Annotated in this window: 23 protein-coding genes and 1 pseudogene; 15 read left to right on the forward strand and 9 right to left on the reverse strand. The window is 73.6% G+C overall.

Annotated features, from left to right (window positions below; all coding sequences use genetic code 11):
- Nucleotides 1-25: 25 nt before the first annotated feature.
- Together ACZ5OX_RS28490 and ACZ5OX_RS28495 are read right to left on the reverse strand one after the other, a co-directional pair.
- The gene (locus tag ACZ5OX_RS28490; RefSeq protein WP_465634191.1) at nt 26-1024 is read right to left on the reverse strand and encodes an AraC-like ligand-binding domain-containing protein; all 999 of its coding nucleotides are present in this window, start codon (nt 1022-1024) and stop codon (nt 26-28) included.
- 270 nt (nt 1025-1294) lie between these two features.
- A complete protein-coding gene (locus ACZ5OX_RS28495; protein WP_465634039.1) occupies nt 1295-2062 on the reverse strand; it encodes a GntR family transcriptional regulator in 768 nt (255 codons plus the stop codon).
- Nucleotides 2063-2285: 223 nt separating this feature from the next.
- Between ACZ5OX_RS28495 and ACZ5OX_RS28500 the strand changes: the two genes are divergently transcribed.
- The 3 genes from ACZ5OX_RS28500 (at nt 2286) to ACZ5OX_RS28510 (ending at nt 5579) form a co-directional block, all read left to right on the forward strand.
- Nucleotides 2286-3854 carry an alkaline phosphatase family protein gene (locus ACZ5OX_RS28500; protein WP_465634041.1) on the forward strand — a complete coding sequence of 523 codons (1569 nt, stop codon included), beginning with the start codon at nt 2286-2288 and terminating at the stop codon, nt 3852-3854.
- A 239-nt stretch (nt 3855-4093) separates the two neighbouring features.
- Nucleotides 4094-5104: an aldo/keto reductase gene (locus ACZ5OX_RS28505; protein WP_465634043.1), complete on the forward strand. Its 1011-nt coding sequence runs from the start codon at nt 4094-4096 to the stop codon at nt 5102-5104.
- Between the two features lie 55 nt (nt 5105-5159).
- Complete coding sequence (locus tag ACZ5OX_RS28510; protein WP_449790302.1) at nt 5160-5579, forward strand: SRPBCC family protein; 420 nt, start codon at nt 5160-5162, stop codon at nt 5577-5579.
- A 78-nt stretch (nt 5580-5657) separates the two neighbouring features.
- Here ACZ5OX_RS28510 and ACZ5OX_RS28515 read toward each other — a convergent pair whose 3' ends face one another.
- Complete coding sequence (locus ACZ5OX_RS28515) at nt 5658-6101, reverse strand: SRPBCC family protein (protein ID WP_465634045.1); 444 nt, start codon at nt 6099-6101, stop codon at nt 5658-5660.
- 469 nt (nt 6102-6570) lie between these two features.
- On the opposite strand from ACZ5OX_RS28515, the gene ACZ5OX_RS28520 reads away from it, so the two are divergent.
- From ACZ5OX_RS28520 to ACZ5OX_RS28530, 3 genes are all read left to right on the forward strand, one after another.
- The gene (locus ACZ5OX_RS28520) at nt 6571-6744 is read left to right on the forward strand and encodes a hypothetical protein (protein ID WP_465634047.1); all 174 of its coding nucleotides are present in this window, start codon (nt 6571-6573) and stop codon (nt 6742-6744) included.
- Between the two features lie 132 nt (nt 6745-6876).
- On the forward strand, nt 6877-8364 hold the full coding sequence (locus ACZ5OX_RS28525) for a phenylacetate--CoA ligase family protein (RefSeq protein WP_465634048.1): 1488 nt from the start codon (nt 6877-6879) through the stop codon (nt 8362-8364).
- On the forward strand, nt 8365-9276 hold the full coding sequence (locus tag ACZ5OX_RS28530) for a hypothetical protein (protein ID WP_465634049.1): 912 nt from the start codon (nt 8365-8367) through the stop codon (nt 9274-9276).
- Nucleotides 9277-9467: 191 nt separating this feature from the next.
- On the opposite strand, the gene ACZ5OX_RS28535 is transcribed toward ACZ5OX_RS28530, so the two are convergent.
- Both ACZ5OX_RS28535 and ACZ5OX_RS28540 read right to left on the reverse strand, forming a co-directional pair.
- On the reverse strand, nt 9468-10019 hold the full coding sequence (locus tag ACZ5OX_RS28535) for a hypothetical protein (RefSeq protein ID WP_465634051.1): 552 nt from the start codon (nt 10017-10019) through the stop codon (nt 9468-9470).
- A 12-nt stretch (nt 10020-10031) separates the two neighbouring features.
- Entirely contained in the window at nt 10032-10445 is a 414-nt protein-coding gene (locus ACZ5OX_RS28540; protein ID WP_465634052.1) for an ATP-binding protein, read from the reverse strand.
- A 313-nt stretch (nt 10446-10758) separates the two neighbouring features.
- Between ACZ5OX_RS28540 and ACZ5OX_RS28545 the strand changes: the two genes are divergently transcribed.
- The 4 genes and pseudogenes from ACZ5OX_RS28545 to ACZ5OX_RS28560 all read left to right on the forward strand — a co-directional run bounded on the left by ACZ5OX_RS28545 (nt 10759) and on the right by ACZ5OX_RS28560 (nt 13939).
- Nucleotides 10759-11514: a helix-turn-helix domain-containing protein gene (locus ACZ5OX_RS28545; RefSeq protein ID WP_465634054.1), complete on the forward strand. Its 756-nt coding sequence runs from the start codon at nt 10759-10761 to the stop codon at nt 11512-11514.
- Nucleotides 11515-11533: 19 nt separating this feature from the next.
- Complete coding sequence (cyaB, locus tag ACZ5OX_RS28550) at nt 11534-12097, forward strand: class IV adenylate cyclase (protein ID WP_465634055.1); 564 nt, start codon at nt 11534-11536, stop codon at nt 12095-12097.
- Between the two features lie 155 nt (nt 12098-12252).
- Nucleotides 12253-12830, forward strand: a pseudogene (locus ACZ5OX_RS28555) (HD domain-containing protein).
- A 293-nt stretch (nt 12831-13123) separates the two neighbouring features.
- On the forward strand, nt 13124-13939 hold the full coding sequence (locus ACZ5OX_RS28560) for a hypothetical protein (RefSeq protein ID WP_465634057.1): 816 nt from the start codon (nt 13124-13126) through the stop codon (nt 13937-13939).
- A 5-nt stretch (nt 13940-13944) separates the two neighbouring features.
- On the opposite strand, the gene ACZ5OX_RS28565 is transcribed toward ACZ5OX_RS28560, so the two are convergent.
- The gene (locus ACZ5OX_RS28565) at nt 13945-14154 is read right to left on the reverse strand and encodes a hypothetical protein (protein WP_465634059.1); all 210 of its coding nucleotides are present in this window, start codon (nt 14152-14154) and stop codon (nt 13945-13947) included.
- A 61-nt stretch (nt 14155-14215) separates the two neighbouring features.
- Between ACZ5OX_RS28565 and ligA the strand changes: the two genes are divergently transcribed.
- Nucleotides 14216-16252: an NAD-dependent DNA ligase LigA gene (gene ligA / locus ACZ5OX_RS28570; RefSeq protein ID WP_465634061.1), complete on the forward strand. Its 2037-nt coding sequence runs from the start codon at nt 14216-14218 to the stop codon at nt 16250-16252.
- A 63-nt stretch (nt 16253-16315) separates the two neighbouring features.
- Here the strand turns inward: ligA and ACZ5OX_RS28575 are convergent, their stop codons facing one another.
- Both ACZ5OX_RS28575 and ACZ5OX_RS28580 read right to left on the reverse strand, forming a co-directional pair.
- Entirely contained in the window at nt 16316-19135 is a 2820-nt protein-coding gene (locus ACZ5OX_RS28575; protein ID WP_465634063.1) for a hypothetical protein, read from the reverse strand.
- 55 nt (nt 19136-19190) lie between these two features.
- The gene (locus ACZ5OX_RS28580; RefSeq protein WP_465634065.1) at nt 19191-20162 is read right to left on the reverse strand and encodes a hypothetical protein; all 972 of its coding nucleotides are present in this window, start codon (nt 20160-20162) and stop codon (nt 19191-19193) included.
- Between the two features lie 257 nt (nt 20163-20419).
- Here ACZ5OX_RS28580 and ACZ5OX_RS28585 point away from each other — a divergent pair, with 257 nt between their 5' ends.
- The 3 genes from ACZ5OX_RS28585 to ACZ5OX_RS28595 all read left to right on the forward strand — a co-directional run bounded on the left by ACZ5OX_RS28585 (nt 20420) and on the right by ACZ5OX_RS28595 (nt 22624).
- The gene (locus ACZ5OX_RS28585; protein ID WP_465634067.1) at nt 20420-21259 is read left to right on the forward strand and encodes an arylamine N-acetyltransferase family protein; all 840 of its coding nucleotides are present in this window, start codon (nt 20420-20422) and stop codon (nt 21257-21259) included.
- Nucleotides 21260-21381: 122 nt separating this feature from the next.
- Nucleotides 21382-22020, forward strand: a complete 639-nt coding sequence (locus tag ACZ5OX_RS28590) for an ATP-dependent Clp protease proteolytic subunit (RefSeq protein WP_465634068.1) — start codon at nt 21382-21384, stop codon at nt 22018-22020.
- A 1-nt stretch (nt 22021) separates the two neighbouring features.
- Complete coding sequence (locus ACZ5OX_RS28595) at nt 22022-22624, forward strand: ClpP family protease (protein WP_449790321.1); 603 nt, start codon at nt 22022-22024, stop codon at nt 22622-22624.
- A 33-nt stretch (nt 22625-22657) separates the two neighbouring features.
- Here ACZ5OX_RS28595 and ACZ5OX_RS28600 read toward each other — a convergent pair whose 3' ends face one another.
- Entirely contained in the window at nt 22658-23098 is a 441-nt protein-coding gene (locus tag ACZ5OX_RS28600; RefSeq protein WP_465634070.1) for a helix-turn-helix domain-containing protein, read from the reverse strand.
- 587 nt (nt 23099-23685) lie between these two features.
- On the opposite strand from ACZ5OX_RS28600, the gene ACZ5OX_RS28605 reads away from it, so the two are divergent.
- Nucleotides 23686-25695, forward strand: coding sequence for a M4 family metallopeptidase (locus tag ACZ5OX_RS28605; protein ID WP_465634192.1), 2010 nt, complete (start codon nt 23686-23688; stop codon nt 25693-25695).
- Nucleotides 25696-25856: the final 161 nt, after the last annotated feature.

Here is a 25856-nt window from a genome sequence, read left to right on the forward strand (position 1 = left end):
GGGCTGCCCCGCGCCGCCCGTGCGGCTACGTGCCGGCGGTCCCGGTCAGGGCGTGGAGGCGGTGATCGCGGGGGGAGAGGCCGTACGCGGCCTTGAAGGCGCGGCTGAACTCGGCGGCGCGGGGCAGGCCGCAGCGGGCGGCGACGGCGTGGACGGGCAGGTCGCGCAGCGCGGGGTCGGCCAGGTCGCGGCGGGCCCGCTCCAGCCGGCGGCGGCGGATGAAGGCGGCGACGGTCTCGCCGCCGGAGTGCCGGGTGAACAGGCGGTGCAGGTAGCTGACGGAGATGTGGTGGGCGGCCGCGATCGCGGTGGGCGTCAGCCCGGGGTCGTGCAGGTTGCGTCCGACGAAGGCCCGGACGTTCTCGACCAGGGCCCGCTGCCGGGTGTCGTCCGGTACGGCGGCCTCGGCGTCCAGCTCCCGGGCGAGCCAGGCGGTCACCAGGTCGACCACGATGCCGCCCAGGCGGGGGCTCTCGGCCGGGCCCAGGGCGGCGGCCTGCCGGTCGAGGCTCAGGAGGAAGTCCGAGACCAGCGCGCCGGATCCCTCCCGGGAGGAGAAGCCGCGGCCCAGCAGGTCCTCCAGCCGGTGCGGCGCCAGCGGCAGCAGGGCGAGGGGGAAGTCGACACCGACGGCCTCGATGCGCGGGCCCCCGGGGGCCTTGGCGGCGCGGGTGCCGAAGGACTGCAGGTCGAAGGGGTGGGAGCTGTCGAGCATGTGCAGGTTGCCCGGCCCGAAGGTCTCGGTGCGCCCGGTGTCGCGGGTCAGGGCGAAGCCGCCGTCGAGCAGCAGGGTGATGTGGAAGGCTCCCGGGTCCGAGTGCCGCACCCGGCGCGCGGTGCGGTGGAAGCGGGTCGGCGGGAAGGAAGTGCGCAGCAGGGTCACCGGGCCCAGCTCCAGGCGCCGCATCTCCGCCCGGAAGTCGTCGCAGTGGTCGCTGGTCACCTCGCTGTCCCGGGTGCGGCTGACCAGCTCCCGCCAGCAGTCGAACCGGTCCTTCACGGGTACGCCCTCGCTGCGGAACATGCTCTCCGTGTTCGTGGCCACCGTCCGCCCTTCCCTTCCGGGGGCCCGTCCCCCTGCCCGGCCGGGGCCCTCCCTCCCCACCCGGTGTCACCGGCACCTCGCAGCAGGTGACACCGAAACCTACAAGGTCGGGCCAGGGAAGGTCAGTCCGGGTCCGGGTACGGCCGCGCCCCCCGGGTCCGGCCGCGCTCCGGTCGGTCCGGGGCTGTCCGCGACTGGTCGGTCCGGGTCTGTCCGCGCCTGGTCGGTCCGGGTACGGCCGCGCCCCCGTCAGTCGGCCTCCGGCGCGCCGAGGGCGAGGGTGAAGCTGAACCGGTCGCCGCGGTAGAGGGTGCGCACCTGCTCCAGCGGGCGCCCCGCGGCGTCCAGGCTGCGGCGGTGCAGCAGCAGCATCGGCAGCGCCGACGGGGTGCCGATCAGCAGCGCCTCGCGCGGGGTGGCCAGCACCGTCTCGATCCGCTCGTCGGCGGCGCCGATCCGCACCCCCTGCCCGCGCAGGTAGCCGTAGAAGGACCCCTCCGGGTCGAAGTCCCGCGCCAGCGCGGGCACCCGGGCGACCGGCACGTACGTGGACTCCAGCCCGACCCGCTCCTCGTCCGCGCGCAGCACCCGCTCCAGGTGCCACAGCGGCTCGCCCTCGGGGACCTCCAGACACCGGGCCGTCGCCGCGTCGGCGGGCAGCCGGTCCAGGGCGATCAGGGTACGGCCCGGGCGCAGGCCCTGGCGCGAGACGCCCTCGGTGTAGCTGCTCAGGGACAGCGGCTGCTCGATCTTCGGCCCGGCCACCACCGTGCCCCGGCCCTGCCGGCGCAGCCGCCCCTCCAGCAGCAGCTCGCGCAGCGCCTGGCGCACGGTGGCCCGGGCGACGCCGTGACGCTGCGCCAGATCGGCCTCGGTGGGCAGCCGCCCGCCCGGGCCCAGCTCGGCGATCAGCTCCTCCAGGCGGGCCTTGACCAGGTAGTACTTGGGCACCCGGCCGTGCTCGGGGACGCCGGCGCGGGCGGGCTCGGGGGCGGCCCGGGGGGTGGGGTGGTTCACCGCGCAAGCCTACCGAGCGCCCCGTGGGCCGTACGGGCGTCGCCCCGTTGGCCGTACGGGCGCCCCGAGGGCCTTTGGTCACGGAGACATAACGGGTCTGGACTGAATTTCGGCGGTTGTTCATACAACCGTGGACTCGGCGAGGGGTCTGCCTCGCCCACCCGACCCATCCTCACTCCCGGTGTGAATGCACCGCACTGACGACCAGTTGGGAGCCCCTCCGTTGCGCATCTCCCGCCCCATCTCCCGCACCGCCGCCCGCCCCACCTCCCGCTCCGCCCGCACCGCCGCCCTCGCCGCCGTCACGGTCGCCGCCACCGTCGCCGCGCTGATCCCGCTGTCCGCCGCCGCCTCCGCCGCGACCGCCGCCGGCCCGTACCAGGGCCTGCCGAACGGCACCAAGCAGGCCAAGACCCTGGTCATCGGCGTCGACGGCACCCGCTACGACAAGCTGCTCACCGCCGACGCCCCCAACCTCAAGGCCCTGATGAACGGCGGCATGACCGCCACCAGCAACCTCTACGCCAACCCGCTGGCGCCCACCCTCTCCGGCCCCGGCTGGTCGACCATCGCCACCGGCGTGTGGCCCGACAAGCACCAGGTGAAGGACAACGCCTTCACCGGCTCCCGCTTCGACCTCTACCCCGACTTCGCCACCCGCCTGGAGAACGCCGACCCCGGCAACTCCACCCTGGTGATCGGCTCCTGGAACCCCATCGCCGGCAACGTCTTCAACGGCCGCGCCGACCTGCGCCTGCAGGAGAGCGAGAACGACACCAAGACCGCCGCCGACGCCGTCGACCACCTCTCCCACGGCAACCCCGACACCACCTTCCTGCACTTCGACCAGGTCGACGAGGCCGGCCACAACCACGGCGGCACCAGCCCCGAGTACGCGGCCGCCCTCCACTCCGCCGACACCCTGGTCGGCCAGGTCCTCCAGGCCGTCAAGTCCCGCCCCACGTACGCCTCCGAGGACTGGCTGATCATCGTCACCACCGACCACGGCCACACCGACGCCGGCGGCCACGGCGGCAACAGCGCCAACGAGCGCCAGACCTTCCTGATCGCCAACGGCACCGGCTACACCCCCGGCTCGCGCCGCTACGACGTCAAGCCCGTCGACATCGCCCCCACCGTCCTCAAGCACGAGGGCGCCCCCATCGACCCCGCCTGGAAGCTCGACGGCCGCCCGATCGACGAGATCGCCCCCGACGACTTCGACGCGCTGCGCCCGAGCCTGCAGGCCCGCGCCGACGAGAGCGGCATCCCGGCCACGGTGAAGGGCTGGACCCACACCCCGCCGGCCGGCTGGAGCATCGACAACTCCCGCATGCCCAGCGGCGGCGTCACCGAGTGGCGCGGCTGGACCTTCGCCACCGACGAGTTCTGGACCGCCGCCCAGCTCGCCCAGTCCCGCGAGACCAACGTGCGCGCCCGCAACGTGTTCGCCGTCGCCGACTCCGACGAGTGGGACGACAAGGCGCACGGCGCCGGCCAGTTCGACTCCACCCTGGTCAGCCCGGCCTACCCGGTCTCCGGCGCGAGCCGCGGCGTGCTGTCCTTCGCGACGAACTACAAGATCGACGGGCCGCAGACCGGCGACGTCTACGTGGTCTTCGACAACGGCGCTCCGCAGCCGGTGAAGTCCTACCGCAGCGACCTCAACACCGTCGAGAACCTGCCCGTCACCGTCCCCGCCGGCGCCACCACCGCCCGCTTCCAGTTCCGCTACACCGGCACCAACAGTGCCTTCTGGACCGTCGACCAGGTCGCCTTCACGGCCTCCTGAGCCGGACGGCGCGAGGGCGGGGGAGGGGCGGCCGGGCCCCTTCCCCGCCCGCTGCCGTCCCGCCGCCGGTTCGCCCTCCCTCCCCACCTCCGTCCGGGCGGCCCATCCTTGCATTGGCCCGCGTATGCAACTATTGTTTCTGCATATAAGGCGCGTCTGCACTGATTGCTCGGCACGGGCGCGACACCTGGCGGGCACCCCTCCCCGCGGGCGCCCGCCCGCTCCAATGAGGAAACGACATGTCCCTGAAGAAGATCCTTCCCGGCAAGCTCGGCTTCGGCACCGCCCCGCTCGGCAACATGTTCCGCGCGATCCCCGACGTCGAGGCCCTGGCCACCGTCGAGGCGGCCTGGGAGCAGGGCATCCGCTACTACGACACCGCCCCGTTCTACGGCGCGGGCCTGTCCGAGCAGCGCCTGGGCGAGGTGCTCTCCACCAAGCCGCGCGACGAGTACGTGCTCTCCACCAAGGTCGGCCGCGTCATCCTCGACGAGCTGGAGGAGGGCGACCGCGACCTCGGCGAGAAGGGCGGCCTGTTCGAACACGGCAACCCGAACAAGATGCTCCACGTGTGGACCGCCGAGGCCACCGAGCGCTCCATCGAGGACAGCCTCAAGCGCCTGGGCACCGACCGCCTGGACATCGTCTGGGTCCACGACATCGCCCAGGACTTCCACGGCGACCAGTGGCTGGCCAAGTTCGAGGAGGCCCGCACCGGCGCCTTCCGCGTCCTGTCCCGCCTGCGCGACGAGGGCGTCATCAAGGCCTGGGGCCTGGGCGTCAACAAGACCGAGCCCATCGAGCTCACCCTCGCCCTCGACGAGCCGCGCCCCGACGGCTTCCTCCTCGCCGGCCGCTACACCCTCCTCGACCACGACCACGCCCTCCAGCGCCTGCTCCCCATGGCCCAGGAGCAGGGCGTCGACATGGTCGTCGGCGGCCCCTACAGCTCCGGCATCCTCGCCGGCGGCACCCACTTCGAGTACCAGGCCGCCCCGCCGGCGATCATCGAGAAGGTCGCCCGCCTGAAGGCCCTCGCCGCGAAGCACGGCGTGTCCATCAAGGCCGCCGCCCTCCAGTTCTCCCTCGCCCACCCCGTCACCGCGGCCGTCATCCCCGGCGCCACCAAGCCCAGTCGCATCGCCGAGGACCTCGCCGCCCTCAACGAGACCGTCCCCACCGCGTTCTGGACCGACCTGCGCGCCGCCGGCCTCGTCAGCCCGGCCGCCCCGCTGCCCAACGGCGCCTGACCACCCCCGCCTCCACACCCCCCACCACCCTCATCGCAGCACAGGAGAAACGATCATGGCCTCCACCTCCGTCAGCCGCATCGTCCCCGCCACCCCCGAGAAGGTCTGGGCCCTTATCGGCGGCTTCGACGCCCTGCCCGACTGGCTGCCCTACATCCCCGAGAGCGTCGCCTCCGAGGGCGGCCGCGTCCGCAGCCTGAAGAACCCCGAGGGCGAGGTCATCGTCGAGCGCCTCGTCGACTTCAACGAGACCGAGCGGCACTACAGCTACGCCATCCTCCAGGCCCCCTTCCCGGTCGACGGCTACGTCTCCACCCTCCGCGTCCACGCCGTCCCCGGCCGCGACGACGTCGCCGAGGTCCAGTGGTCCGGACGCTTCAACCCCAAGGGCGCCACCGAGCAGGAGGTCGTCGACCTCTTCCACGGCATCTACGCCGACGGCCTCGACGCCCTGAACAAGACCCTCGCGGGCTGAACCCCGCAGGGCCCCACCCCGCCGGCGACGCGGCGGTCCGGACACCCGGGGGATCGGCTGTCCGGACCGCCGCGTCCGCTACGCACCCGCGCTGCGGGCGGCCGTCCCGCCGTCCCGCTCGACGTGCTGCCTGAAGTCCTCCAGGTCGTCGATCACCCGGCGGTCGACGAAGCCCAGCGCCTCGGCGAGGTGCTCCCAGAGCCCGTGCGGCTCGATCTCCAGCTGGAGCATCACCCGGGTGGTCCGCTCGTCCACGGGGTGGAAGGTGACCACGCCCCGGTGCCGCACCGGCCCGGGGCCGCTGGTCCACGCCACCCGCTCCCGCTCCACCAGCTCGGTGGTCACGGCCTCGAACTCCCTCGGCCCGGCGGCGGTCCGCACCACCCAGCTGGATCCGCCGTCCGACCGGTCGACGCTGACCACCCCCCGCATGAACCGCGGGAACTCCTCGCACCTCACCCAGCTTCCGTAGACCGTGCCGAGCGGCGCCGCAACCTCGACGGACTCCTCGATCCGATGCATCGCTCCTCCTGACCTCTCGTCACCATCCGTCCCGGCGAGCCGCAGTGGCCCACGGAACGTCCTCCGGGGCGCGGCTTCCCCCTGCGCGGACCGGTATGCACCGCACGGCCGATCACGCCGCCGCGCACGACGGGAACCATGCCGCTTCCGCCCCGCGGCCCCGCGGCGAGGGCGCCGGTGTCGGTGCTGGTCAGGGCTCCGCGGCGCTGTATAGCCTGACGGGGCGCCGGGGCCGGACCACCTCCTCGACCTCCGGTACCACCGGGACGCCGGGCACCTGCGCGACGGCGAGCTGATCGCCCTGGCCGACATGGGGCGCGGCATGCACCGGGCCTGCACCCTCCTGGAGTGCTGACCGGCCACCCGCCCGGGAGCCCGCCGCCCCGGGAGCGCCTCCCGTACCGGCCTTCGTGAACTGACGTGAACAATCAGAGGGTTGGCCTTGCACACAGGCTGTTGCCGGCGGCCGGTGTGTCCCTATACTGCCGTTGCCCGACAGCCGGAACCGGCCACGGGCATCCGCTGCCGCGCCCGGCCGGGCCGCCCGGCCGGCCCGTACGAGGGAGAACCGATCATGGTCAAGCACTACCTCAAGTACGCCTTCAGCACCCTCACCGCCGCGATGTTCCTCCACATGGTCTGACCCGACCGAGGATCCGACCGACGACCCGACCGACGACCCGACCGATGGCCTGATCCGATCGCGGGTCCGGCCCGGTCGACCCCGGCCGGGGCCGGGTGGCCACACCGTCCGACCCTGGCCCGGGGAGCCCGCATGTTCGCGACCGCGCTGAGCCAACTGCGCTACGGCGCAGCCATCCTGACGAACCGCCGGATACGGCCGAAGGACCTGGAACGCCTCGCCCGCGACCTCGTCGCCACCATCGCCGAGTTCGGCGAACCCGGCGAGGACTCCGCCCTGCTGCCCGGCCGGACCGGCCCCGTCGACCCGAAGGTACGGCACGAGGTCGCCCGGCGCAGCCTGCGCGCCACCGCCCGCACCGCCGCCCGCCACACCGCCCACTACCGCCGACAGTTCGCCGAACTCGACCTCGACCCGGCCACGTTGGAGCCCGAGGACTGGTCACGCGTCCCCGTCACCCCCAAGCAGGCGCTACGCGCCCTGCCCGCCGCCTTCGTCTCCGACGCCGCCACCCCCGTCCTGATGGCACTCACCACCGGCACCAGCGGCACCCCCACCGCCGTCTGGTTCTCCCGCGCCGAACTCGAGTGCGCCGTCGCCTTCAGCACCATCTCCGCCGTCCTCGGCCTCGGCCTGCGCCCCCGCCACACCGTCGCCTACGCCGGCTGCTCCCGCGCCACCATGCCACTGGTCAACGCCGAGGAGTCGGCCACCCGCGCCGGCGCCGGCTTCGTCCAGTTCGGCACCGTCGGCCCCGCCGTCGCCCTCGACCGCCTCGCCGCCCCGCTCGGCCTGCCCGGCAAGGACCCCCGGATCACCCACCTGACCACCTCCGCCTCCTACCTGGCAGCCCTGGTCCAGGAAGCCGAACACCACAAGCGGCAGAGCAGCGACTTCGGCCTCCGGTCGATCAGCGTCGGCGGCGAGGTGCTCTCCGCACCACTGCGCCGCCGCGCCGAGGCGGCCTTCGGCGCCACCATCACCTCCGCCTACCTGATGACCGAGATCCTCCCCTCCGGCGCCACCCCCTGCACCCAGGGCCACCTCCACCACACCACCGAGTTCGGACACCTCGAAGTCCTCGACCCGCTCACCTGGCAACCCACCGCCCCCGGCGCCACCGGCACCGTCGTCCACACCCCCTACGTGCCCTACCGCGACTGCACCCTGCTGCTGCGCTACGCCACCGGCGACCTCGTGCGCCTCCCCGCCGAGCCGCCCACCTGCGAACTCGCCCACCTGCCCGCCACCTCCGAGATCCTCGGGCGCTGGAACGGCCCGCTCAGCCGCACCGTCACCACCCGCGACGTCCTCGACCTCGTCGAGGCCGAACCCGAGGTCCCGCTGCCCGCCCGCCACGCCCTCACCGAAGGCCCCGACGGACCCGGCGGACCCGCCCGCCTGCACCTGCTCGTCGACCGCCTGCCCGCCACCGCCCTGCACGGCCGCCTGGAAGACCGCGCCCGCGCCGCCGGACTGCGCCTGTGCGACATCGTGCTCCACGACGACCGCACCGCCATGCCGCCCACCGCACCCGTCCGCGCCGACCTGCGCGAGCACACCTTCGACACCCTCGACAGCCACGGAAACCCCAACAATCCCAGTAGGCGGAGGAACTGAATGAACGTCAGCCCTGTCGCCCTGGCCGCCCTCAGCGCCGCCGTCGCCGCCGAGATCACCCTGGCCGCCCGCTACCTCGCCCGCATCCGGATGCCCCGCCCCCCGGTCGGCGTCTTCACCGGCGCCGACGTCGCCGTCCTGTGCGCCGGCGTCGTCCTCGCCCCGCTGCTCTACACCGCCCTGCCCGGCACCGCCGTCTCCGCCCTATTCGGCCTCGTCGGCTGCCTCGCCGTCCAGTTCACCCTCGCCCCGCTGCTCGCCACCACCCGGCTGCGCGCCACCCCCTGGTCCTGGGCCGCCGCCCTGGCCGCCACCGCCGCCACCGCACTCGCCGCCCTCACCGGCCACCCCGGCGCCGCCCGGGCCGGCAGCGACCTGATCATCGCCACCGCCGTCATCGGCGTCGCCAACCTCTGGACCCAGAGCGGCATGCGCTCCACCCACACCGCAGCCCTCGCCGCCGTCCTCACCGGCTACGACCTGGCCGCCACCACCCTCACCGACACCACCACCCGCTTCTTCGCACAGGTCCAGGACCGCCCCTTCGCCCCGATGCTCGCCCTCACCGGCGGCCCGGCCCCCGTCGCCGTCGGCCTCGGCGACCTCCTGCTGCTCGTCCTGTACCCGCTGGTCGCCGCCAAGGCCCACGGCCGCACCGCCGCCCTGGCCGCCGCCCTCACCGGCCTGCTCACCACCAGCGCCGTCAGCGCCTGCTTCGCCGCCGGCTGGCTCACCACCGGCTTCCCGCTGCTCACCGCTCTGGGCCCGCTGATCGTCGCCCAACACCTGTACTGGCGGCGCCGCTTCGGCGGCGAGCGGACCACCGCCCAGTGGCGCGAGGGCCACCGGCTTCCGCTCCCGGCCGTCACCCACGCCGAACCCGCTGCAGCCCCGCTCCAAAGGACCACCTGAGATCGAGGCGGCAGGCTTTTCGAATACGAGGAATCACCAGAAGTGACAACCTTCCAGGGCGGGCTCGTGTGCGAGCACACGAGCCCGCCCGAAAAAGAGCTTCGGCGGCCCCGGCCACTCATGGCCGGGGCCGCCGAGCACAGACCCAACCGTCTGCTGCGCAGGAAGTCGGCGGGGCCGACTTCCTGCGCTCATGGGCGGGTTGTGCGGGTGCGGCAGTGGGTGAGGGCGTAGGTGATGCGGCGATCGGAGGGGACGGTGGTGGCGAGGAGTTCGCCGGCGGTGACGAGGGTGGCCCAGTAGAGGGCGGGGTCACCGGTGCGGGGCAGGGGGCGGGCGGCGGCGAGGGAGAGGTAGGCGGTGGTGAGATTGCCGGTGGTGAACCAGCGCTGGAGGCCGTGGCGGTGGCCGGGGCGGATGCCGCCCATGGCGTCCATGGCGACCAGGAAGTGTTCGACGACGGCGAGTTCGGTGTCGGTGAGGGACTTGGGGACGTCGAAGACGCCTAGAGCTTCGAGGAGTTCGCCGATGTCGTTCTCGGAGTTGGGGCGAGGGTCGGCGAGGAGGGCGTCGTGGCAGTCGGCCAGGCGGCGGGTGGTCTCAGCGCGGGGGATGTCGAGGGCGAGGCAGACGGCTCGGGCGACGGGCAGGGGGCGGTGGCCGAGTCGGGCGAGGAGGGCGTAGGTGGCGGCGGGGGTGGCGCCGCGGGAGAGGGTGTGGCGGGCGAGGGTGGCGAGGTTCACGGCGATGGCCCTTCAGGCGACGGGGGCGATGAGGGCCCAGACGAACTTGCCGATGCCACAGGGGCGGGAGGCGCAGCCCCAGCGTTCGGCGAGTTCGTTGACGAGGAACAGTCCGCGCCCGTGCTCGTCATCGGGGGCGGCGGCGCGGACGGAGGGGAGAGCGGTGCTGGCGTCGTGAACCTCAAGCCGGAGGCGGGAGCTGACGAGGGCGAAGCGGACTTCGATGTGCCGGTCGTCGGGCGCGTCGGAGTGCTGCACCGCGTTGGCGAAGAGTTCGCCGAGGAGGAGTTCGGCAGTGTCGCGATAACGATCCCCGGAGGGCAGCCCGGAGAGGTAGGCCCGGAGCAAGTAGCGTGCCAGGGGTGTTGATTCGGTCCGCGAGTCGAGGCGCGCGACGAACATGCGGGGATGGCGGGACGTGAGCATGAGGGAGCACCTCGATGGGGAACGAAGAGGGGCCAGTCGCCACTGCTGGCGATTGGCCAATGGCGGGCAGTCAGCTGCACTCGGGGTTGGCAGGTTCGAACGAATCAGCGCGCCGCACGGGCACTTGTCGGGCCGCGTCTCCGGCCCTTGAGCCGGTTCGTGCTTCGCCATCGCCACTCCTCTGCGTCCCCGGAGGGCTTGATGGTGCCCTGGAGGACCAGTCCATTGCGACGCCGCCTGGGCGCCTCTCTGGCGTCCTGGCAAGACGTCATTTCGGTGTCGTTCAGAGAGGTCGACCCTTATGGTGGGGTTCATGACGACGCCGAACGAGACCCTGAGGGCCGTGCGCCTCGGACTTCGCCTCAGCCAAGACGAGTTCGCGAAACGCCTGAGGGCAGTTGGGGCGACCCAGGGAGAGCCCAATGACGCCAGCAAGCGCCTGGTACAGCGCTGGGAGTCAGGGGAGGTCCGATTTCCCCGCCCGGTGTACGTTCGAGCCCTTGAGGCTGTCACCAAACTTTCCGTGGACCGCCTCGGCTTCACAACACCACAGCTGCCACCGAGGGTCAGCGTGGACAGCGCAGGAGGCCATGACATGACCAGCGACGATCCGGGCGTTCCCGTCCAGGCCGCGCCCGCCCCTACCGGCGAGGACTACTCGGGAGTCTGGATCAGCCACTACGAGTTCTTCAGCAGCAGCCGGGAGAACACGTTCACCGGCCTGCACCACGTCGTACTGTCCCAGTGCGGGAACCGGATCACCGGCCGGTCCCTCCCCGGCGCGTCGTCCAATCCCGATTCACCGCTGTCGTTCGACCTCACTGTCGATCGGAACGTCGTGACGGGCTCGTGGGTGGAACAGACCGCGCAGGACGGCTACTACCAGGGGGCCAGGTACCACGGCGCCATTCAGCTGCTGGTCGATCCGACCGGGCGCCGAATGGCCGGCAAGTGGGTCGGCTTCGGCAAGGAGTTCGACGTCAACTCCGGGCCCTGGGAGCTGCGCCTGCTGGACAGGTCCACGGCTGACGACGTCCTGGGCCGCTACAGCGTGCCGCCGGAGGCGTAGCACCCCAGGAGGAACCGGCATGGCGATCGAGGCGGAGCTCAAGGCTGTCGTACGCGACCCCGAACTCGTCCTCGCACGATTGGAGAAGTCGTACGGCGCCGGGCGCGCCGAGGTGTACCGCGACACGTACTACGACGCCCCGGACGGCAGCCTGATGGGAGCCGATCGCGAGCTGCGGATCCGCACCGTTCACGGGCCCGACGACACTCGCACCGTGCTCACGTACAAGGGCGCGCGGGTGGACGAGGCGTCCGGGTCGAAATGGGAGGCCGAGACCCGCGTGGAGGACGCCGAGGCGGCCGACGAGATCATCCGGGGCCTCGGCTTCACCCCACGCATCCGGTTCGAGAAGCGGTGCCGCAACTACGACTTCGAACGCAGCGGTCGGCGCTTCCTCGCGACGCTCGTCCGCGTGCCGGAGCTCGACGCGACGTTCATCGAGGTCGAGACCGCTGCGGCCGCCCAGGACGGCCTCGAAGCAGCGCTGGACGCCGTGCGGGCCGTGCTGGCGGAGCTCGGGATCAGCGAGGACGACCTGACAACGGAGCTGTACACGGACGCGGTGGCCGCCGCCCGTACCTGATCTCGGGGGAGCGTGGGCGGCCAGTGTGTGTCACGCCTGCGGGCTCTCCTTGATGGTGACGGCCTTTCACAGCAGTCCCGTCGAGAGCTGGAGTCTGTGCACAATGGTCTTCGGGTAGGCGGCTACAGCAACCGATCCAGCAGCGGAGGACAGCCATGACGGACGACAAGCAGGTGAGGGGTACCGCGAGCTACCTGTTCGAGGCGGGCGTGCTCAAGCGGGCGAAGCGCCAGGGCTGGTGGATCGCCGGCGTCAAGGACACCCCGAGTCGGTCGCGGAGCACTCGTTCCGGACGGGCATCATCGGCGCGGTGCTCGCGATGATGGAGGGCGCCGACCCGGCCAAGGTCGCCCTGCTGTGCCTCTTCCACGACACCCAGGAGACCCGGGTCAGCGACATCCCGCACGTCAGTCGGCGCTACCTAACCGCCGCGTCGAACGAGCGGGTGACCGCCGACCAGGTCAGCGCCGCTCACCCGGCCGTCGTTGCGGGACTCCAGGCCCTCGTGGAGGAGTACGAGAACGCCGAGAACTTGGAAGTCACCGTCGCCCACGACGCGGACAAGCTGGAGTGCCTGATCCAGGCCGTGGAGTACCGCGAGCAGGGATACCAGAACGTCCAGCCGTGGATTGACAGCAGCCTCGGCAGCCTCAAGACCGAGTCGGCCCACGCCCTCGCCGAGGCCGCGCTGACCATGACGTCCCTGGAGTGGCAGAAGGTCTACCTCACGTGATGCTGCCGGCACTCGCCGGTGTGTCGAAGCACTACCCGGGCGAGCCGAAGCCGGGCTATGTCGCCGACTGGGCCGATCTGCCGTCGTGGCGGCAGGAGACCGATGCATCATGCTTCCCGCTCCCGCCCAGCCAGGGATGGGGGCGCACTTGATGCGGGGGTTGCGGCTTCGCACGGGAAAGGTTCGCGCTCTGTGTAGTCGGTGTGCTACTTTCCGCATCATCAACAGAACATAGGAGACCCCGGCGGTGCGCTAACACCCCGGGGTCTGGCACCAGGAGATGTGAGCTCCAGATGCGGATTCATCGTAACGCGCACACGCGCGCGTTCACTATTCTTCCGAACGGCCTGTTGCAGGACCGTCGGCTCAGTTACACCGCCCGCGGCCTCCTCGCCGACCTGCTCTCCCGGCCCGACGGCTGGCGCGAGGACGGGCGGCAGATGGCCGACAGCAGTCCGCAGGGGCGGGGCGCCATCCGGCGGGCGCTCAAAGAACTGAAGGACGCCGGGTACTACCGGGTCGACAAGGTCCGGAGGGCCGACGGCACCGTCCGCTCCGAGGCCCACGTCTTCGACACCCCGCACCCCGCACCGGCTGCCACCCGCCCGGCTTCCGGTGGGCCAGGGACCGGCGGCACTGTCGCCCCTCCCGTAAAGGACCCGGGACAAGAACCCACCCTCCCGGATGAACGGACGCGGGCAGCCGTGGCCATCTTGTTCCGGGTGATCAGGCCCGAACCGCGCCTGCGCCTCGGCGAGGCCGAGGCGCAGGCGCTGGCACCGCTCGTCGCGCAGTGGCTGGAACGAGGCTGCGACGAGGCCGAGTTGGCCCAGGCCCTGATCCCCGGGCTGCCGCAGCCGATGCACTGCCCGGCGGCGATCCTCCGGGACCGGCTGCGGCGCAAGCTGCCGCCGGAACGCCCCGAAGCCCCGCCCGCCTCCTACGCCGAATGCGGCCGCTGCCACGATCCGGTGCCCCGGCCGGGCATCTGCCGCGCCTGCGCGGGCCTCGGCACGAGGGACATCGCGGTCGGCAGCGGGGCGCGGGCCACCCCCGGGGGCGTCGCCCGTGCCCGAGCGGCCCTGCGTGGGCGGCTTCAGCCGGCCTGAGGCCGTTACGGGCGGGTGCCCGGTGCGTCGCCGAGGGCTCGGCGGAGGACGGCCGTCTGGCCGGTGACGTCGCCCTTCCTGACGGTCGCGCCGTCGGTGAGAGCCACGGTGCGCTCGCCGAGGAAGGTGTAGTCGACGCGGTCGAAGATCCACTGGGACTCGACCTTCCCGCCGCCGTCCCGTCGGGCGACCGCGACGCCGGGGATCTTCGCCACCGCCCGGCAGGTCTGACCCCGCCCCCGTGTCGTTGTCAGTGCCGACCGCCATGATTCCCCCATGACCGAGACCGCCGCCCCGCTCACCTCGCCGTCCGCGTACGCCGACGCCGTCACCGCCGCCGTGCAGGCCGCCGCCGCGTACTACGCCGACGGCTCCACCCCGCTCGGGGACGACGAGTACGACGCCCTGCTGCGCGACATCGCCGCGTACGAGAGCGCCCACCCCGGCGAGGTGCTGCCCGAGTCGCCGACCGGCAAGGTGGCCGGCGGCGCCGCCACCGGCGACGTCCCGCACAGCGTGCCGATGCTCTCCCTGGACAACGTGTTCTCCGCCGAGGAGCTGGAGTCCTGGGCCGCCGGCCTGGAGCGGCGCCTGGGCCGGCCCGTCGCCGCCTGGTGCGTGGAGCCCAAGCTCGACGGCCTCGCCGTCGCCGCCCGCTACCGCGCCGGGCGTCTGCAGCAGGTGATCACCCGCGGCGACGGCCTGGCCGGCGAGGACGTCACCCACGCCGCCGACGCCATCCTCGGCCTGCCCGCCGAACTGACCGAGCCCGCCGAAATCGAACTGCGCGGCGAAGTCCTGCTCACCCAGAGCCAGTTCGAGCACGCCAACCGGGTGCGCGCCGACCACGGCGCCACCCCCTTCGCCCACCCCCGCAGTGGCGCCGCCGGCACCCTGCGCGCCAAGGACCGCCCCTACCGGATCGAGCTGACCTTCTTCGCCTACGACGCCGTCGGCCCCGGCGACCTCGCCCACAGCGCCCTGCTGGAGCACCTCGCCGCCCTCGGCGCCCACACCGCCGCCGCCACCGCGGCCGCGCCGCGGCACTGCGCGGACATCGCCGACGTCCAGCGGCGGATCGACGAGATCGCCGCCCTGCGCGCCGAACTGCCCTTCGGGATCGACGGCGTCGTCGTCAAGGCCGACCTGGCCGCCGACCGCGCCGAGGCCGGCTCCGGCTCGCGCGCGCCACGCTGGGCGGTGGCCCGCAAACTGGCCGCCCAGCACAAGGTCACCCGGCTGCTCGAGGTCGAGTGGAACGTCGGCCGCACCGGCATCATCGCCCCGCGCGCCGTCCTCGAACCGGTCGTCATCGACGGCGTCACCGTCACCTTCGCCACCCTGCACAACCCCGCCGACATCGAACGGCGCGGGCTGATGATCGGCGACCAGGTCTTCGTCTACCGCGCCGGCGACGTCATCCCCCGGGTCGAGGCCCCCGTCCTCGACGCCCGCACCGGCGACGAGCAGCCCATCGCCTTCCCCGAGGCGTGCCCGCGCTGCGGCGACGCCATCGACACCACCGAACAGCGCTGGCGCTGCATACGCGGCCGCAACTGCCAGGCCGTCGCCTCCGTCCTCTACGCGGCCGGCCGCGACCAGCTCGACATCGAGGGCCTCGGCGGCACCCGCGCCGTCCAACTCGTCGAAGCCGGACTCGTCGCCGACCTCGCCGACCTGTTCACCCTCACCCGCGAGCAGCTGCTCACCCTGGACCGGATGGGGGAGACCAGCGCCGACAACCTGCTCGCCGCGATCGCCACCGCCCGCACCCAGCCGCTCAACCGGGTCTTCTGCGCCCTCGGCATCCGCGGCACCGGACGGACCATGTCCCGCCGGATCGCCGCGCACTTCGGCAGCATGACGGCGATCCGGACCGCCGACGCCGAAACCCTGGCCGGCGTCGACGGCATCGGCACCGAGAAGGCCCGCGTCGTCGCCGCCGAACTCACCGACCTCGCCCCGCTGCTGGACCGCCTCGCCGCCCTCGGCGTGGGCACCGCCGTCACCACCCCGGCGGCCCCCGCGGCGGTGGGGGAGAGCGGCACCACCGAGGCGGGTCCGCTGGCCGGCGAGGCCGTCGTCCTCACCGGCAGCATGACCGGCGCCCTCGCCGACCTCTCCCGCAACCAGATGAACGAACTGATCGAACGCGCCGGCGGCAAGGCCTCCTCGTCCGTCTCCAAGCGCACCACCCTCCTGGTCGCCGGCGAGAAGGCCGGCTCCAAGCGCGCCAAGGCCGAGGAACTCGGCATCCGCATCCTCACCCCCGAGGAGTTCGCCACCCTGGTGGCCTCCCACCTCCCCGCCTGACGCCCCGGCCGGCGCTTCCCGCCCCACCCGGGGGTCCGGCCCCGCGGGGCCGGACCCCCGGGCTCACTCCGCGGACTCTGAGGACTCTGAGGACTTCGCGGACTCGGCCGACTCGGCGGACTCCACGAGGCGGAACACCCCGACCTCCCAGCCGAACCCGACCACCAGCCGGTCCGCCGAGGCCGTGGCCAGCGCGCCGACCGGCAGCGGCAGCACCAGGTCGGTGCCGACCGGGGCGAGGGTGGCCAGGTCCCAGGTCCGGACGGTGCCGTCGTCGCCGCCGGTGACGAGGACCGGGCGGCCCGCGACCCGGGCGGTGGTCAGTGCGGGGGTGTCGTCCTCGGAGGCGCGCAGGGGCGGGCCGAGCAGGGCGCGGGTGGCCAGGTCCCAGACGTGCACCAGGCCGTCGTCGCAGGCCGCCGCCACGACCGGGCGGCCGTCGACCACCGCCGTGGCCAGCGCCTCGACGACCGATCCGTCGCCCTCGTCGTCGTCCTCTTCCTCGTCGTCCTCGTCGTCGTCCCAGTCCTCCTCGCCGTCCGCCTCATCCGCCTCGTCCGGGGCCGACGCCTCGTCCCAGTCCTCCTCGTCGTCCTCGTCCTCCGCCTCGTCCCCGCCGCGCGGCGAGGCACCCGGGAGGTCGATCGGCTCGCCGAGCGCGGCGCCGGTGGCGAGCTCCCACACCCGCAGCGTCACCTCGTCCGCGGTGACGGCGACCGGCCGGCCGTCCAGCACCGCCGTGGCCACCGCGGTCACCTCGGACTCGTGCCCGGCCAGCGGCCCGTGGAGGACCTCCCCGGCGGTGAGGTCCCAGACCCGGACGAGGCCGTCGGCGCTCCCGGTGACGGCGAGCGGCCGGCCGTCCAGCACCGTCGTCGCCACGGCGCCCACGGTGTCGTCATGGGCCAGCGGCGAGCCCGCCGACTCTCCGGTGGCCGGATCCCACCGCCGGACCGCCTTGTCGTACGGCTCGACGGTGAGCACCACGGGCCGGCCCCCGACCACCGCCGTCGCCACCGCCTCCACCGGCTCCCCGGACTCGGCGAAGGGCGTGTCCGCCTCGGCGCCGGTGGCCAGGTCCCACAGGCGCACCGAGCCGTCCCGGGCGGTGCTGACCACCAGCGCCCTGCCGTCGACTTCGACCGTCGCCGCGGCGGTCACCTCGTCGCCGTGCCCGGGCCGCGGGTCGCCCACGGAGCCGCTGTCGACGGCCGGGTCCCAGCGGTGCACCCGGCCGTCGTCGGTACCGACGAGCACCACCGGCCGCCCGTCCGGCGCCACGGCCGAGGCCAGCGCCCGGGTCCGGCCGCGGGGACCGGCGAAGGCCTGGGCGAACTGCCGCCCGCCGACCGGGTCCCACAGCCGCACCATGCCGGAGTCGTCGCTGACGGCGACCGCCGCCCCGGCCCCGGTGGCCACCGCCGCGACCTCCTGCGGCCACTCGTGCGCGGCGACGAGGCGCTCGCCCACCGGGCGGGCCGTCGCCAGGTCCCACAGGCTGGTCGTGCCGTCCCAGGCGCCGACGGCCACGGCCGGGCGGCCGTTGACGTCCACCACGGCCAGCGCCTGCACCGCGCCGCCCCCGGTCTTCACCGGCGGCAGGAACTGACGCCCCTTCGCGAGGTCCCACACCCGGACGACCCCCTGGAAGTCGCCGGTCACCGCCACCGGCCGGCGCAGCACCACCGTCGTCACCAGCGCCGTCGGCCGGCCCGTCCGGCGGTCGGCGGGGCCGGAAGGGTCGCGCATCGGCTTGCCGACCGGCTGGCCGGTGGCCAGGTCCCAGACCCGCACGCTCAGGTCGTCGCCGCAGGTGACGGCCACCGGGCGGCCACGCACCACCGCCGTGTCCACGCCGGTCACCCAGTCGAAGTGCCCGGCCAGCGGAAAGTACAGCAGCCGGCGCGTCGTCAGGTCCCAGACCCGTACGACCTCGTCGGTCCCGACCGACACCGCCACCGCCCGGCCGTCCAGCTCGGCCGCGGCCACGGCGCGCACCTGCCCGGTGTGGTCGGCCATCGGCTCGCCGACCGCCTCGCCGGTGGCCAGGTCCCACAGACGCACGGTGCCGTCGTCCCCGCCGGTGACCACGACCTCGCGGCCGTCCACCGGCACCGGGACCGCGGCGAGCGCCGACACCCCGTCCCGGTGGCCGGCCACGCTCCAGCGGCAGCCGCCCAGTTGGGCGCCGCTGGCCCACTCGGCGCGCCGGCGCGGGAAACGCTCGTCGGCCACCGGGACGGCCTCGATCCGCGCGGCCAGCTTGCCGTCCCCGTACCGGAGGGCGTCGAGTGCCAGCAGCTGGCGGCGCACCGCGGGGCCGGCCTCCCGGTGGCGGTGGGAGGAGGCCTCGTACACCGCGGCGCCCACCCGCCCGAAGCCCCACGCCTCGGGGAGCAGGGCCAGCACGGTCGCCGGATCGGCGTTCACCAGGAACGCGCCGTCGGCGAACGGGATGGAGCCCAGGTAGACCGCGACGGAACGGCGCAGCTCGGGATCCGGGCCCCGGGCGGCGCGCAGCCACAGCTCCACGGCCTCCTGGACGTCGCCGTCCTCGCTCACCATCACCCCGAGCCGTTCCTCGGCGAGTTGGCGGTAGGGCTCGATCTCCGTGGTGACGGCGCCGCGCAGCAGCCGGTGGGCCTCGGCCCGGTCGCCGTCGAAGCGCGCCTGGTCGGCCGCGTCGATCGCCGCCGCGACCTCGACCAGGGCCTCGGCCACCCGCGGGGGCAGGGAGGACAGGTCCATCAGCTCCCCGGGGCGCGCCCACGCCCTGGGGTCCTGGTCGACGGGCCGCACGGGCGGCGCGTCCTGCCCGGCGCGCGCACGGCGGCCGCCGAGCAACCGGCCTATCCAGCCGCGGTGTTCCCTCGAGTCGGTCATCACTCTCCCCACTCCCGTACCGAATCCGACCTACCCTACCGACCGCCCACGGGCCTTACTGCGGAGTGCCGTTGGCGGCGAGGCGGGCGCTCATCTCCGCGTGGGCGCGCCGGGAGTGGTCGTTGGCCGGGTCGTGGACGAGGCGCAGGTAGTCGTAGAGGATCCGCACGCACTCGTCCCGGCCGGCGCAGGGCGCGTCGGGGGCCAGGCCGAGGCGCCCGGTGATCTCCATCAGGCTCCCGTCGTCCGTGGCGTACACCGGATGCCAGACGAGCCGCACCGCGGGGTCGAGCGCCATGACCACGCGCAGCTGCGGCACCTCCTGCGCGATCAGGACGCTCTCCGGGTCGTACGCCCGCAGGAAGATGTGGACGGGGCCGCGGGCGCGGCTCACGAAGGCCTTGGACAGGACGTTCCACATCGGCGTCTTGAGCATCCAGTCCGGGGTCAGGGTCAGCCTGTCGACCACCGCGCCGAAGGCGGTGGCCTCCAGCGGGGTGTGGCCCTTGCCGCGGGCGTAGTCGCTGAGTTCCCGGCCGCCCGACCACAGGGCCAGCGTCGGCGTGTCGATCTCCAGGTAGTCGCCGACGACCTTCACCAGCTCCTGGTACCAGCTGTTCGACGCGCGGTGGTCGCGCTGGGCCTGGCGCTCGCTGAACCGCGCCATGGCCTCGTCGTTGAGTTGCCCCTGTTCGGCGATGCCGCCGAGGACGAGCTGCCAGGCGATCTCCGTGACATCCCGGGAGAAGCCCGCCCGGGTCATGTCCTCGCGGAACGTGCCCCACTCGCCGTGCGAGACGGGGTCGGCGGCGTCGCGCCGCGCCTGCTCCCTGACCCCGGGATCCTCCAGGCGCTGCAGCCGGCGCGTCACGGCCGCGTTGCCCACCGTCCGCTGGAGGGCGGCGAGTTCGGCGGGGTGCGGGGCCCGCCCGGGCGCGGCGGGCGCCGGGTCCTGGCCCTGGGCCGCACGCCTCCTCGGCGCGGCCCCGGGCGTCGGCGCCGCCGGGCCTCTCACGGTCTCTCGCACGCTCCCGGCCCTCCTCCGTCACCGCCCGGCACGCCGACCCTACGCCCCCGGCACGGCCCCCGCGAGGGCCGAAAGGGCAGGCCCCGGGGCACCGGTCGGCGCCCCACCGGTCGCCCGCCCGGTGGGGTGTAGGACCAACATCCGATGGCCGCCCGCCCCGTGGGGCGCAGGGCCAAGAACCGATGGCCGCCCGCCCCGCGGGGCGTAGGACCAACAGCCGATGGCCACCCGCGCCCCACCCCGGGTGGAATGGCCGGATGAACCACGCACCGCACCCCGAGCAGCCGCCGACCGGCCTCACCGCCACCCAGCGCTCCGCCTACCTCGACCGCATCGCCCTGCCCGACCCCGGAACACCCTCCCCGCAGGCCCTCGCCCGGCTCCAGCTCGCGCACCTGCGCACCGTCCCGTTCGAGAACCTGAGCATCCACCTCGGCGAACGCGTCGACCTCGACCCCGCCGCCCTGCAGGAGAAGGTCGTCGCCCGCCGCCGGGGCGGATTCTGCTACGAACTCAACGGAGCCTTCGCCCAGTTGCTCACCTCACTCGGCTACCGGGTGAGCCTGCTGGCCGCCCGCGTCTTCGACGGCGAACGGCTCGGCCCGCCCTTCGACCACCTCGCCCTGCGGGTCGACCTCGACGAGCCGTGGCTGGTCGACGTCGGCTTCGGCCGTTTCAGCCGCCACCCGCTGCGCCTGGACGAACGCGGCGAACAGGCCGACCCCGACGGCGCGTTCACCCTCCTCCCGACCGGTGCGCACGGCGACCTGGACGTCCTGCGGGACGGCACACCGCAGTACCGCCTGGGCCCGCGCCCGTACGAGCTCGCCGACTTCGCCCCGACCTGCTGGTGGCAGACCACCTCGCCGCACTCCCACTTCACCCGCTCGACGACCTGCTCGCTGCCCACCGCGGACGGCGGCCGGGTGACCATCAGCGGCAGCCGCCTGATCACCACCACCCCGGCCGGCGGGCGCACCGAGCAGGCCCTCACCGACGACGAGGCCCTCACCGCCTACCGCACCCGCTTCGGGATCACACTGGACCGCCTCCCGGCCCTCCCGGCCCTCCCGGCCCTCCCGGCCCTCCCGGACTGAGCGTCCACCGGCCGCCGTCTGCCCGTGGCGAATCCGCTGCGGGCAGAGGAACCGCCCCCGGGCGCCCTCCTGGGCCGACAGTGGAGTCGACGGCAACCCCCGCTCCGACGAGGAGAGGTCAGATGACTCCACCCACCACGCCCCCGCCCCGCGCGGCGGACGGCGACACCCCGCCCAGCGCCTTCGACGACCACCTCGCGGCGCAGCTGCTCGCCCAGCGGATCGTGCTGCTCGGCACCCAGGTCGACGACGTGTCGGCGAACCGGGTGTGCGCGCAGCTGCTGCTGCTGTCGGCCGAGGACCCGCGCACCGACATCTGCCTGTACATCAACAGCCCCGGCGGGTCGGTCAGCGCGGGGCTGGCCGTCTACGACACCATGCGGCTCGTCCCGAACGACGTCTCGACGCTGGTGATGGGCTTCGCCGCCAGCATGGGCCAGTTCCTGCTCACCGCGGGGGCGCCCGGCAAGCGGTTCGCGCTGCCGAACGCCCGGATCATGATGCACCAGCCCTCGGCGGGCATCGGCGGCACCGCCGCGGACATCGAGATCCAGGCGGAGAACCTCCAGCACACCAAGCGGGTCATCGAGCGGATCACCGCCGAGCACACCGGGCAGAGCGAGCAGACCATCGCGCGCGACGGCGACCGGGACCGCTGGTTCACCGCCGAACAGGCCAGGGAGTACGGGCTCGTGGACAAGGTGGTGGAGTCGGTCGCCGACATCCGCCCGGCCGCCGCCCGCCGACGGATCGGACTGTGACATGGGCTCGTACACGGTTCCCTACGTCATCGAGCGCACCGCGCAGGGCGAGCGCACCTACGACGTCTTCAGCCGGCTGCTGAACGAGCGGATCATCTTCCTCGGCACCGAGATCGACGACGGCGTCGCCAACGTGGTCATCGCCCAACTCCTGCACCTGGAGTCGGAGAACCCGGAACGCGAGATCTCGATCTACCTCAACTCACCCGGCGGATCGTTCACTTCGCTGATGGCGATCTACGACACCATGACCTTCGTGCAGGCGCCGATCTCCACCTTCTGCGTCGGCCAGGCGGCCTCCACGGCGGCGGTCCTGCTGGCCGGCGGGGACCCGGGGCGGCGCTTCGTGCTCCGGCACGCCCGGGTCCTGCTCGGCCAGCCCGCCAGCGGCGGCCGGCAGGGCACGGTCTCCGACCTCAGCCTCGCGGCCAAGGAGATGGTCCGCATCCGCGCGCAGGTGGAGGACGTCCTCGCCCGGCACACCCGCCACGACGCGGCGACGCTGCGCGCGGACATGGACCGGGACAAGGTGCTCACCGCCGAGGAGGCCGTCGCGTACGGCATCGCCGACCAGGTGCTGAACCGGCGGCACGCACCCGCCTGACCCTCGGGCGGCCGCCGGTCCGGCCGGGGCCGGTCAGGCGGCCAGGGCGAGGCCGTCGTAGCGCCCGGTGGGCGAGGTGCGGCCCCGGCCCGCCTGGCCCGCCTGGCCCACCCGGCCCGCCTGGCCCACCCGGCCTGCCGGGCTCGGGGCGTACCGGGTCAGTTCGTCCTGGGCGAGTGAGAGCAGGTCCCCGAGGCCCAGCCCCAGCGCCCGGGCCGCGGCCGCGAGGACCTCGGAGGAGGCCTCCTTGCGCCCGCGCTCCAGCTCCGACAGGTACGGCATCGAGATCCGGGCCGCCTCGGCGACATCCTTCAGCGTGCGCTCCTGGGCGAGCCGCTCACGCCGCAGCACGTCGCCGACGACATCGCGCCACAGCGGATCCCGCCGGGCGCGGGGCCGCTCGCCGGACGCAGGCGGCGAGGCCTGCGGACGCAGGGGGATGACGCGGGCTTCGTTCGACGCATGAGTGCTCACCCCTTCAGCCTAGGCATCCCGGGCGCCGGGGGAAGAGCACGGCGTTCTGCCCTGGGTGAATCCCGCGGCGGCGGGCAGGCTGACGGCACGTCACCGCGGGTCGGCCCGCACCCGGCCGGCGGCACCCGGCCGTGCGCCTCCCGGTCGATCAGGAAACCCTCCGGCCCCCGCCCGCCGCGCGAGCGCAGCCACTCATCGAGCGCCGCGGTCAGCCCGGACAGCAGCGCCTCCAGCCGCGCCCCGTCGAGGCCCGCCGCGTCCACCGTGGTCACCGCGGCCGCGGCCCCGCCCCGCCGCGCCGCCGCCCGACACCTGATGTGGTCTCAACCACTGGAGGAAAACCGCAGCTTGGCGCAAAACCGGACCCGCCGACTTGACGGAATTCGCCAGCCCCGCGCCCCACCCGCACCAGGCATTGACCCGGGCATGACGTCGTGTGAGTGTTCGGGCACCCGAGCGCGGACGGCCCGCACGGCCGTCCCCACACACGGCCCCGCGGCGCGCCACCAGCCCCTGTGCCGTCCGCGGTCGAGGACCCCCACACGCGAGGAGCCTCGATGCAACACAGAGTCACCGCAGGCCGGTTGCTGACCACCGCGACCACCCTGACCGTGCTGGCCGGCATGATCGCTGCCACCGCGGGGCCGGCCACCGCCGCACCCGCCCCCACCCCGGCACCGAGCGCTCTGGCCGCCGCCGTCAACGCCGCCGACGCGGCCGCGAGCGCCGGCCTCGACGCCCTGGCCAAGGGCCCCGACGAGACCTACCAGCGCAAGACCGTCACCCCCTGGCTCGGCGGCCTCTACTCCGTGTCCTACGAACGCACCTACCACGGCCTGCCCGTGGTCGGCGGCGACGCGGTCGTCCTCGCCGACGCCCAGGGCAAGGTCCGCGCCCAGCAGTCCGCCACCACCGGCCCCCTCGGCGCCCCGACCACCCCGCAGGTCAGCGCCGAACACGCCGAGAAGACCGCCCGCACCAAGCTCGCCGCCGTCGACACGGTCGACACCCGCCGCCTGGTCGTCCGGGTCAAGGACGGCAGCAGCCGCCTCGCCTGGGAGACCGTCCTCAAGGGCCACACCGAATCCGCGCCCAGCACACTGCACGTCTTCGTCGACGCCACCACCGGCGAAGTCGTCGACAGCTACGACGACGCCCGCGCCGGCACCGTCAACAGCAAGTGGAACGGCCCCGGCCCGCTGACCATCAGCACCACCAACTCCGGCGGCTCCTACTCGCTGCGCGACCCCAACCGCCCCGGCCTCAGCTGCTCCGACTACAGCACCGGCCAGGTCTTCTCCAAGTCCAGCGACTCCTGGGGCAACGGCAGCCCCTCCACCAAGGAGACCGGCTGCGGCGACGCCATGTGGGCGGCCCAGAAGGAATGGGACATGCTCCGCGACTGGCTCGGCCGCAACGGCCACGACGGCAACGGCGGCAGCTGGCCGATCAAGGTCGGCCTCAACGACGTCAACGCCTACTGGGACGGCAGCTCCGTCTCCATCGGCCACAGCCAGAGCGGCGAGTGGATCGCCGCCCAGGACGTCGTCGGCCACGAGTTCGGCCACGGCATCGACCAGTACACCCCCGGCGGCGCCAACAACGAGAACGGCCTCGGCGAGGGCACCGGCGACATCTTCGGCGCGCTCACCAAGGAGTACAACAACGAGCCCGCGCCCTACGACTACCCCGACTACCAGGTCGGCCGCATGATCAACCTGGTCGGCCAGGGCCCGATCCGCAACCTCTACCAGCCGTCCCTGGTCAACAACGACCCGAACTGCTACTCCTCCGCCATCCCCGGCACCGAGGTGCACGCCGCGGCCGGCCCGCTCAACCACTGGTTCTACCTGCTGTCCAACGGCTCCAACCCCGGCGGCGGCAAGCCCACCAGCCCCACCTGCAACAACTCCACCGTCACCGGCATCGGCGTCAAGCAGGCCGGCCAGGTCTTCTACGGCGGCATGCTGCTCAAGACCAGCGGCATGACCTACAAGCGCTACCGCACCACCACCCTGACCGCCGCCAAGAACCTCGACCCCACCTGCACCTTCTTCAACCGGACCAAGGCCGCCTGGGACGCCGTCAGCGTCCCCGCCCAGGCCGGCGACCCGACCTGCAGCAGCAACGGCGGCAACGACTTCTCGCTCACCCTCGGCCCGGCCTCCGGCTCCGTCCAGCCCGGCGCCACCACCACCTCGACCGTCGGCACCGCCGTCACCTCCGGCACCGCCCAGAGCGTCACCCTGACCGCCTCCGGCCTGCCCGCCGGCGTCACCGCGAGCTTCAACCCCTCCTCCGTGCAAGCCGGTTCGTCCTCGACGCTGACCCTCTCCGCCTCCGCGACCGCGACGAGCGGGACCTACCAGATCACCGTCACCGGCACCGCCGGCACCACCACCCACACCGCCCAGTACAGCCTCACCGTCGGCGGCGGGGGCACCCCCAACCCCGGCGGCACCTGGGCCGCCGGCACCACCTACCAGGCCGGCGACGTCGTGACCTACAACGGCGTCGGCTACCGCTGCCTCCAGGGCCACACCGCCCAGGTCGGCTGGGAGCCGCCGAACGTCCCGGCCCTGTGGCAGGCCGTGTGACCGGCGCCCGCTGACACCCGGTGAAGCCGCTGCGGGGAGGGGGGGGGAGGGGGGGGGGGGAGGGGGGGGGAACAAGATGGTTTTCGTGCGGGGGTGCCGCCGCGAGGCCTGCACACAAGGGCAGGGCGTGTTTCTTTTGGGTTTCCCCCCCCCTCCTCTGT

The organism is Kitasatospora sp. NPDC032121, assembly GCF_055580145.1.

What these genes read in the sequence shown, in the direction of transcription:
- ACZ5OX_RS28540 (WP_465634052.1), bottom strand. Translation starts at nt 10,445, where the DNA reads ATGCTCACGTCCCGCCATCCCCGCATGTTCGTCGCGCGCCTCGACTCG.
- ligA (WP_465634061.1), top strand. Translation starts at nt 14,216, where the DNA reads ATGACCGAGACCGCCGCCCCGCTCACCTCGCCGTCCGCGTACGCCGAC.
- ACZ5OX_RS28585 (WP_465634067.1), top strand. Translation starts at nt 20,420, where the DNA reads ATGAACCACGCACCGCACCCCGAGCAGCCGCCGACCGGCCTCACCGCC.
- ACZ5OX_RS28505 (WP_465634043.1), top strand. Translation starts at nt 4,094, where the DNA reads ATGTCCCTGAAGAAGATCCTTCCCGGCAAGCTCGGCTTCGGCACCGCC.
- ACZ5OX_RS28515 (WP_465634045.1), bottom strand. Translation starts at nt 6,101, where the DNA reads ATGCATCGGATCGAGGAGTCCGTCGAGGTTGCGGCGCCGCTCGGCACG.
- ACZ5OX_RS28560 (WP_465634057.1), top strand. Translation starts at nt 13,124, where the DNA reads ATGCGGATTCATCGTAACGCGCACACGCGCGCGTTCACTATTCTTCCG.
- ACZ5OX_RS28590 (WP_465634068.1), top strand. Translation starts at nt 21,382, where the DNA reads ATGACTCCACCCACCACGCCCCCGCCCCGCGCGGCGGACGGCGACACC.
- ACZ5OX_RS28545 (WP_465634054.1), top strand. Translation starts at nt 10,759, where the DNA reads ATGACGACGCCGAACGAGACCCTGAGGGCCGTGCGCCTCGGACTTCGC.
- ACZ5OX_RS28525 (WP_465634048.1), top strand. Translation starts at nt 6,877, where the DNA reads ATGTTCGCGACCGCGCTGAGCCAACTGCGCTACGGCGCAGCCATCCTG.
- ACZ5OX_RS28510 (WP_449790302.1), top strand. Translation starts at nt 5,160, where the DNA reads ATGGCCTCCACCTCCGTCAGCCGCATCGTCCCCGCCACCCCCGAGAAG.
- ACZ5OX_RS28575 (WP_465634063.1), bottom strand. Translation starts at nt 19,135, where the DNA reads ATGACCGACTCGAGGGAACACCGCGGCTGGATAGGCCGGTTGCTCGGC.
- ACZ5OX_RS28530 (WP_465634049.1), top strand. Translation starts at nt 8,365, where the DNA reads ATGAACGTCAGCCCTGTCGCCCTGGCCGCCCTCAGCGCCGCCGTCGCC.
- ACZ5OX_RS28595 (WP_449790321.1), top strand. Translation starts at nt 22,022, where the DNA reads ATGGGCTCGTACACGGTTCCCTACGTCATCGAGCGCACCGCGCAGGGC.
- ACZ5OX_RS28490 (WP_465634191.1), bottom strand. Translation starts at nt 1,024, where the DNA reads ATGTTCCGCAGCGAGGGCGTACCCGTGAAGGACCGGTTCGACTGCTGG.
- cyaB (WP_465634055.1), top strand. Translation starts at nt 11,534, where the DNA reads ATGGCGATCGAGGCGGAGCTCAAGGCTGTCGTACGCGACCCCGAACTC.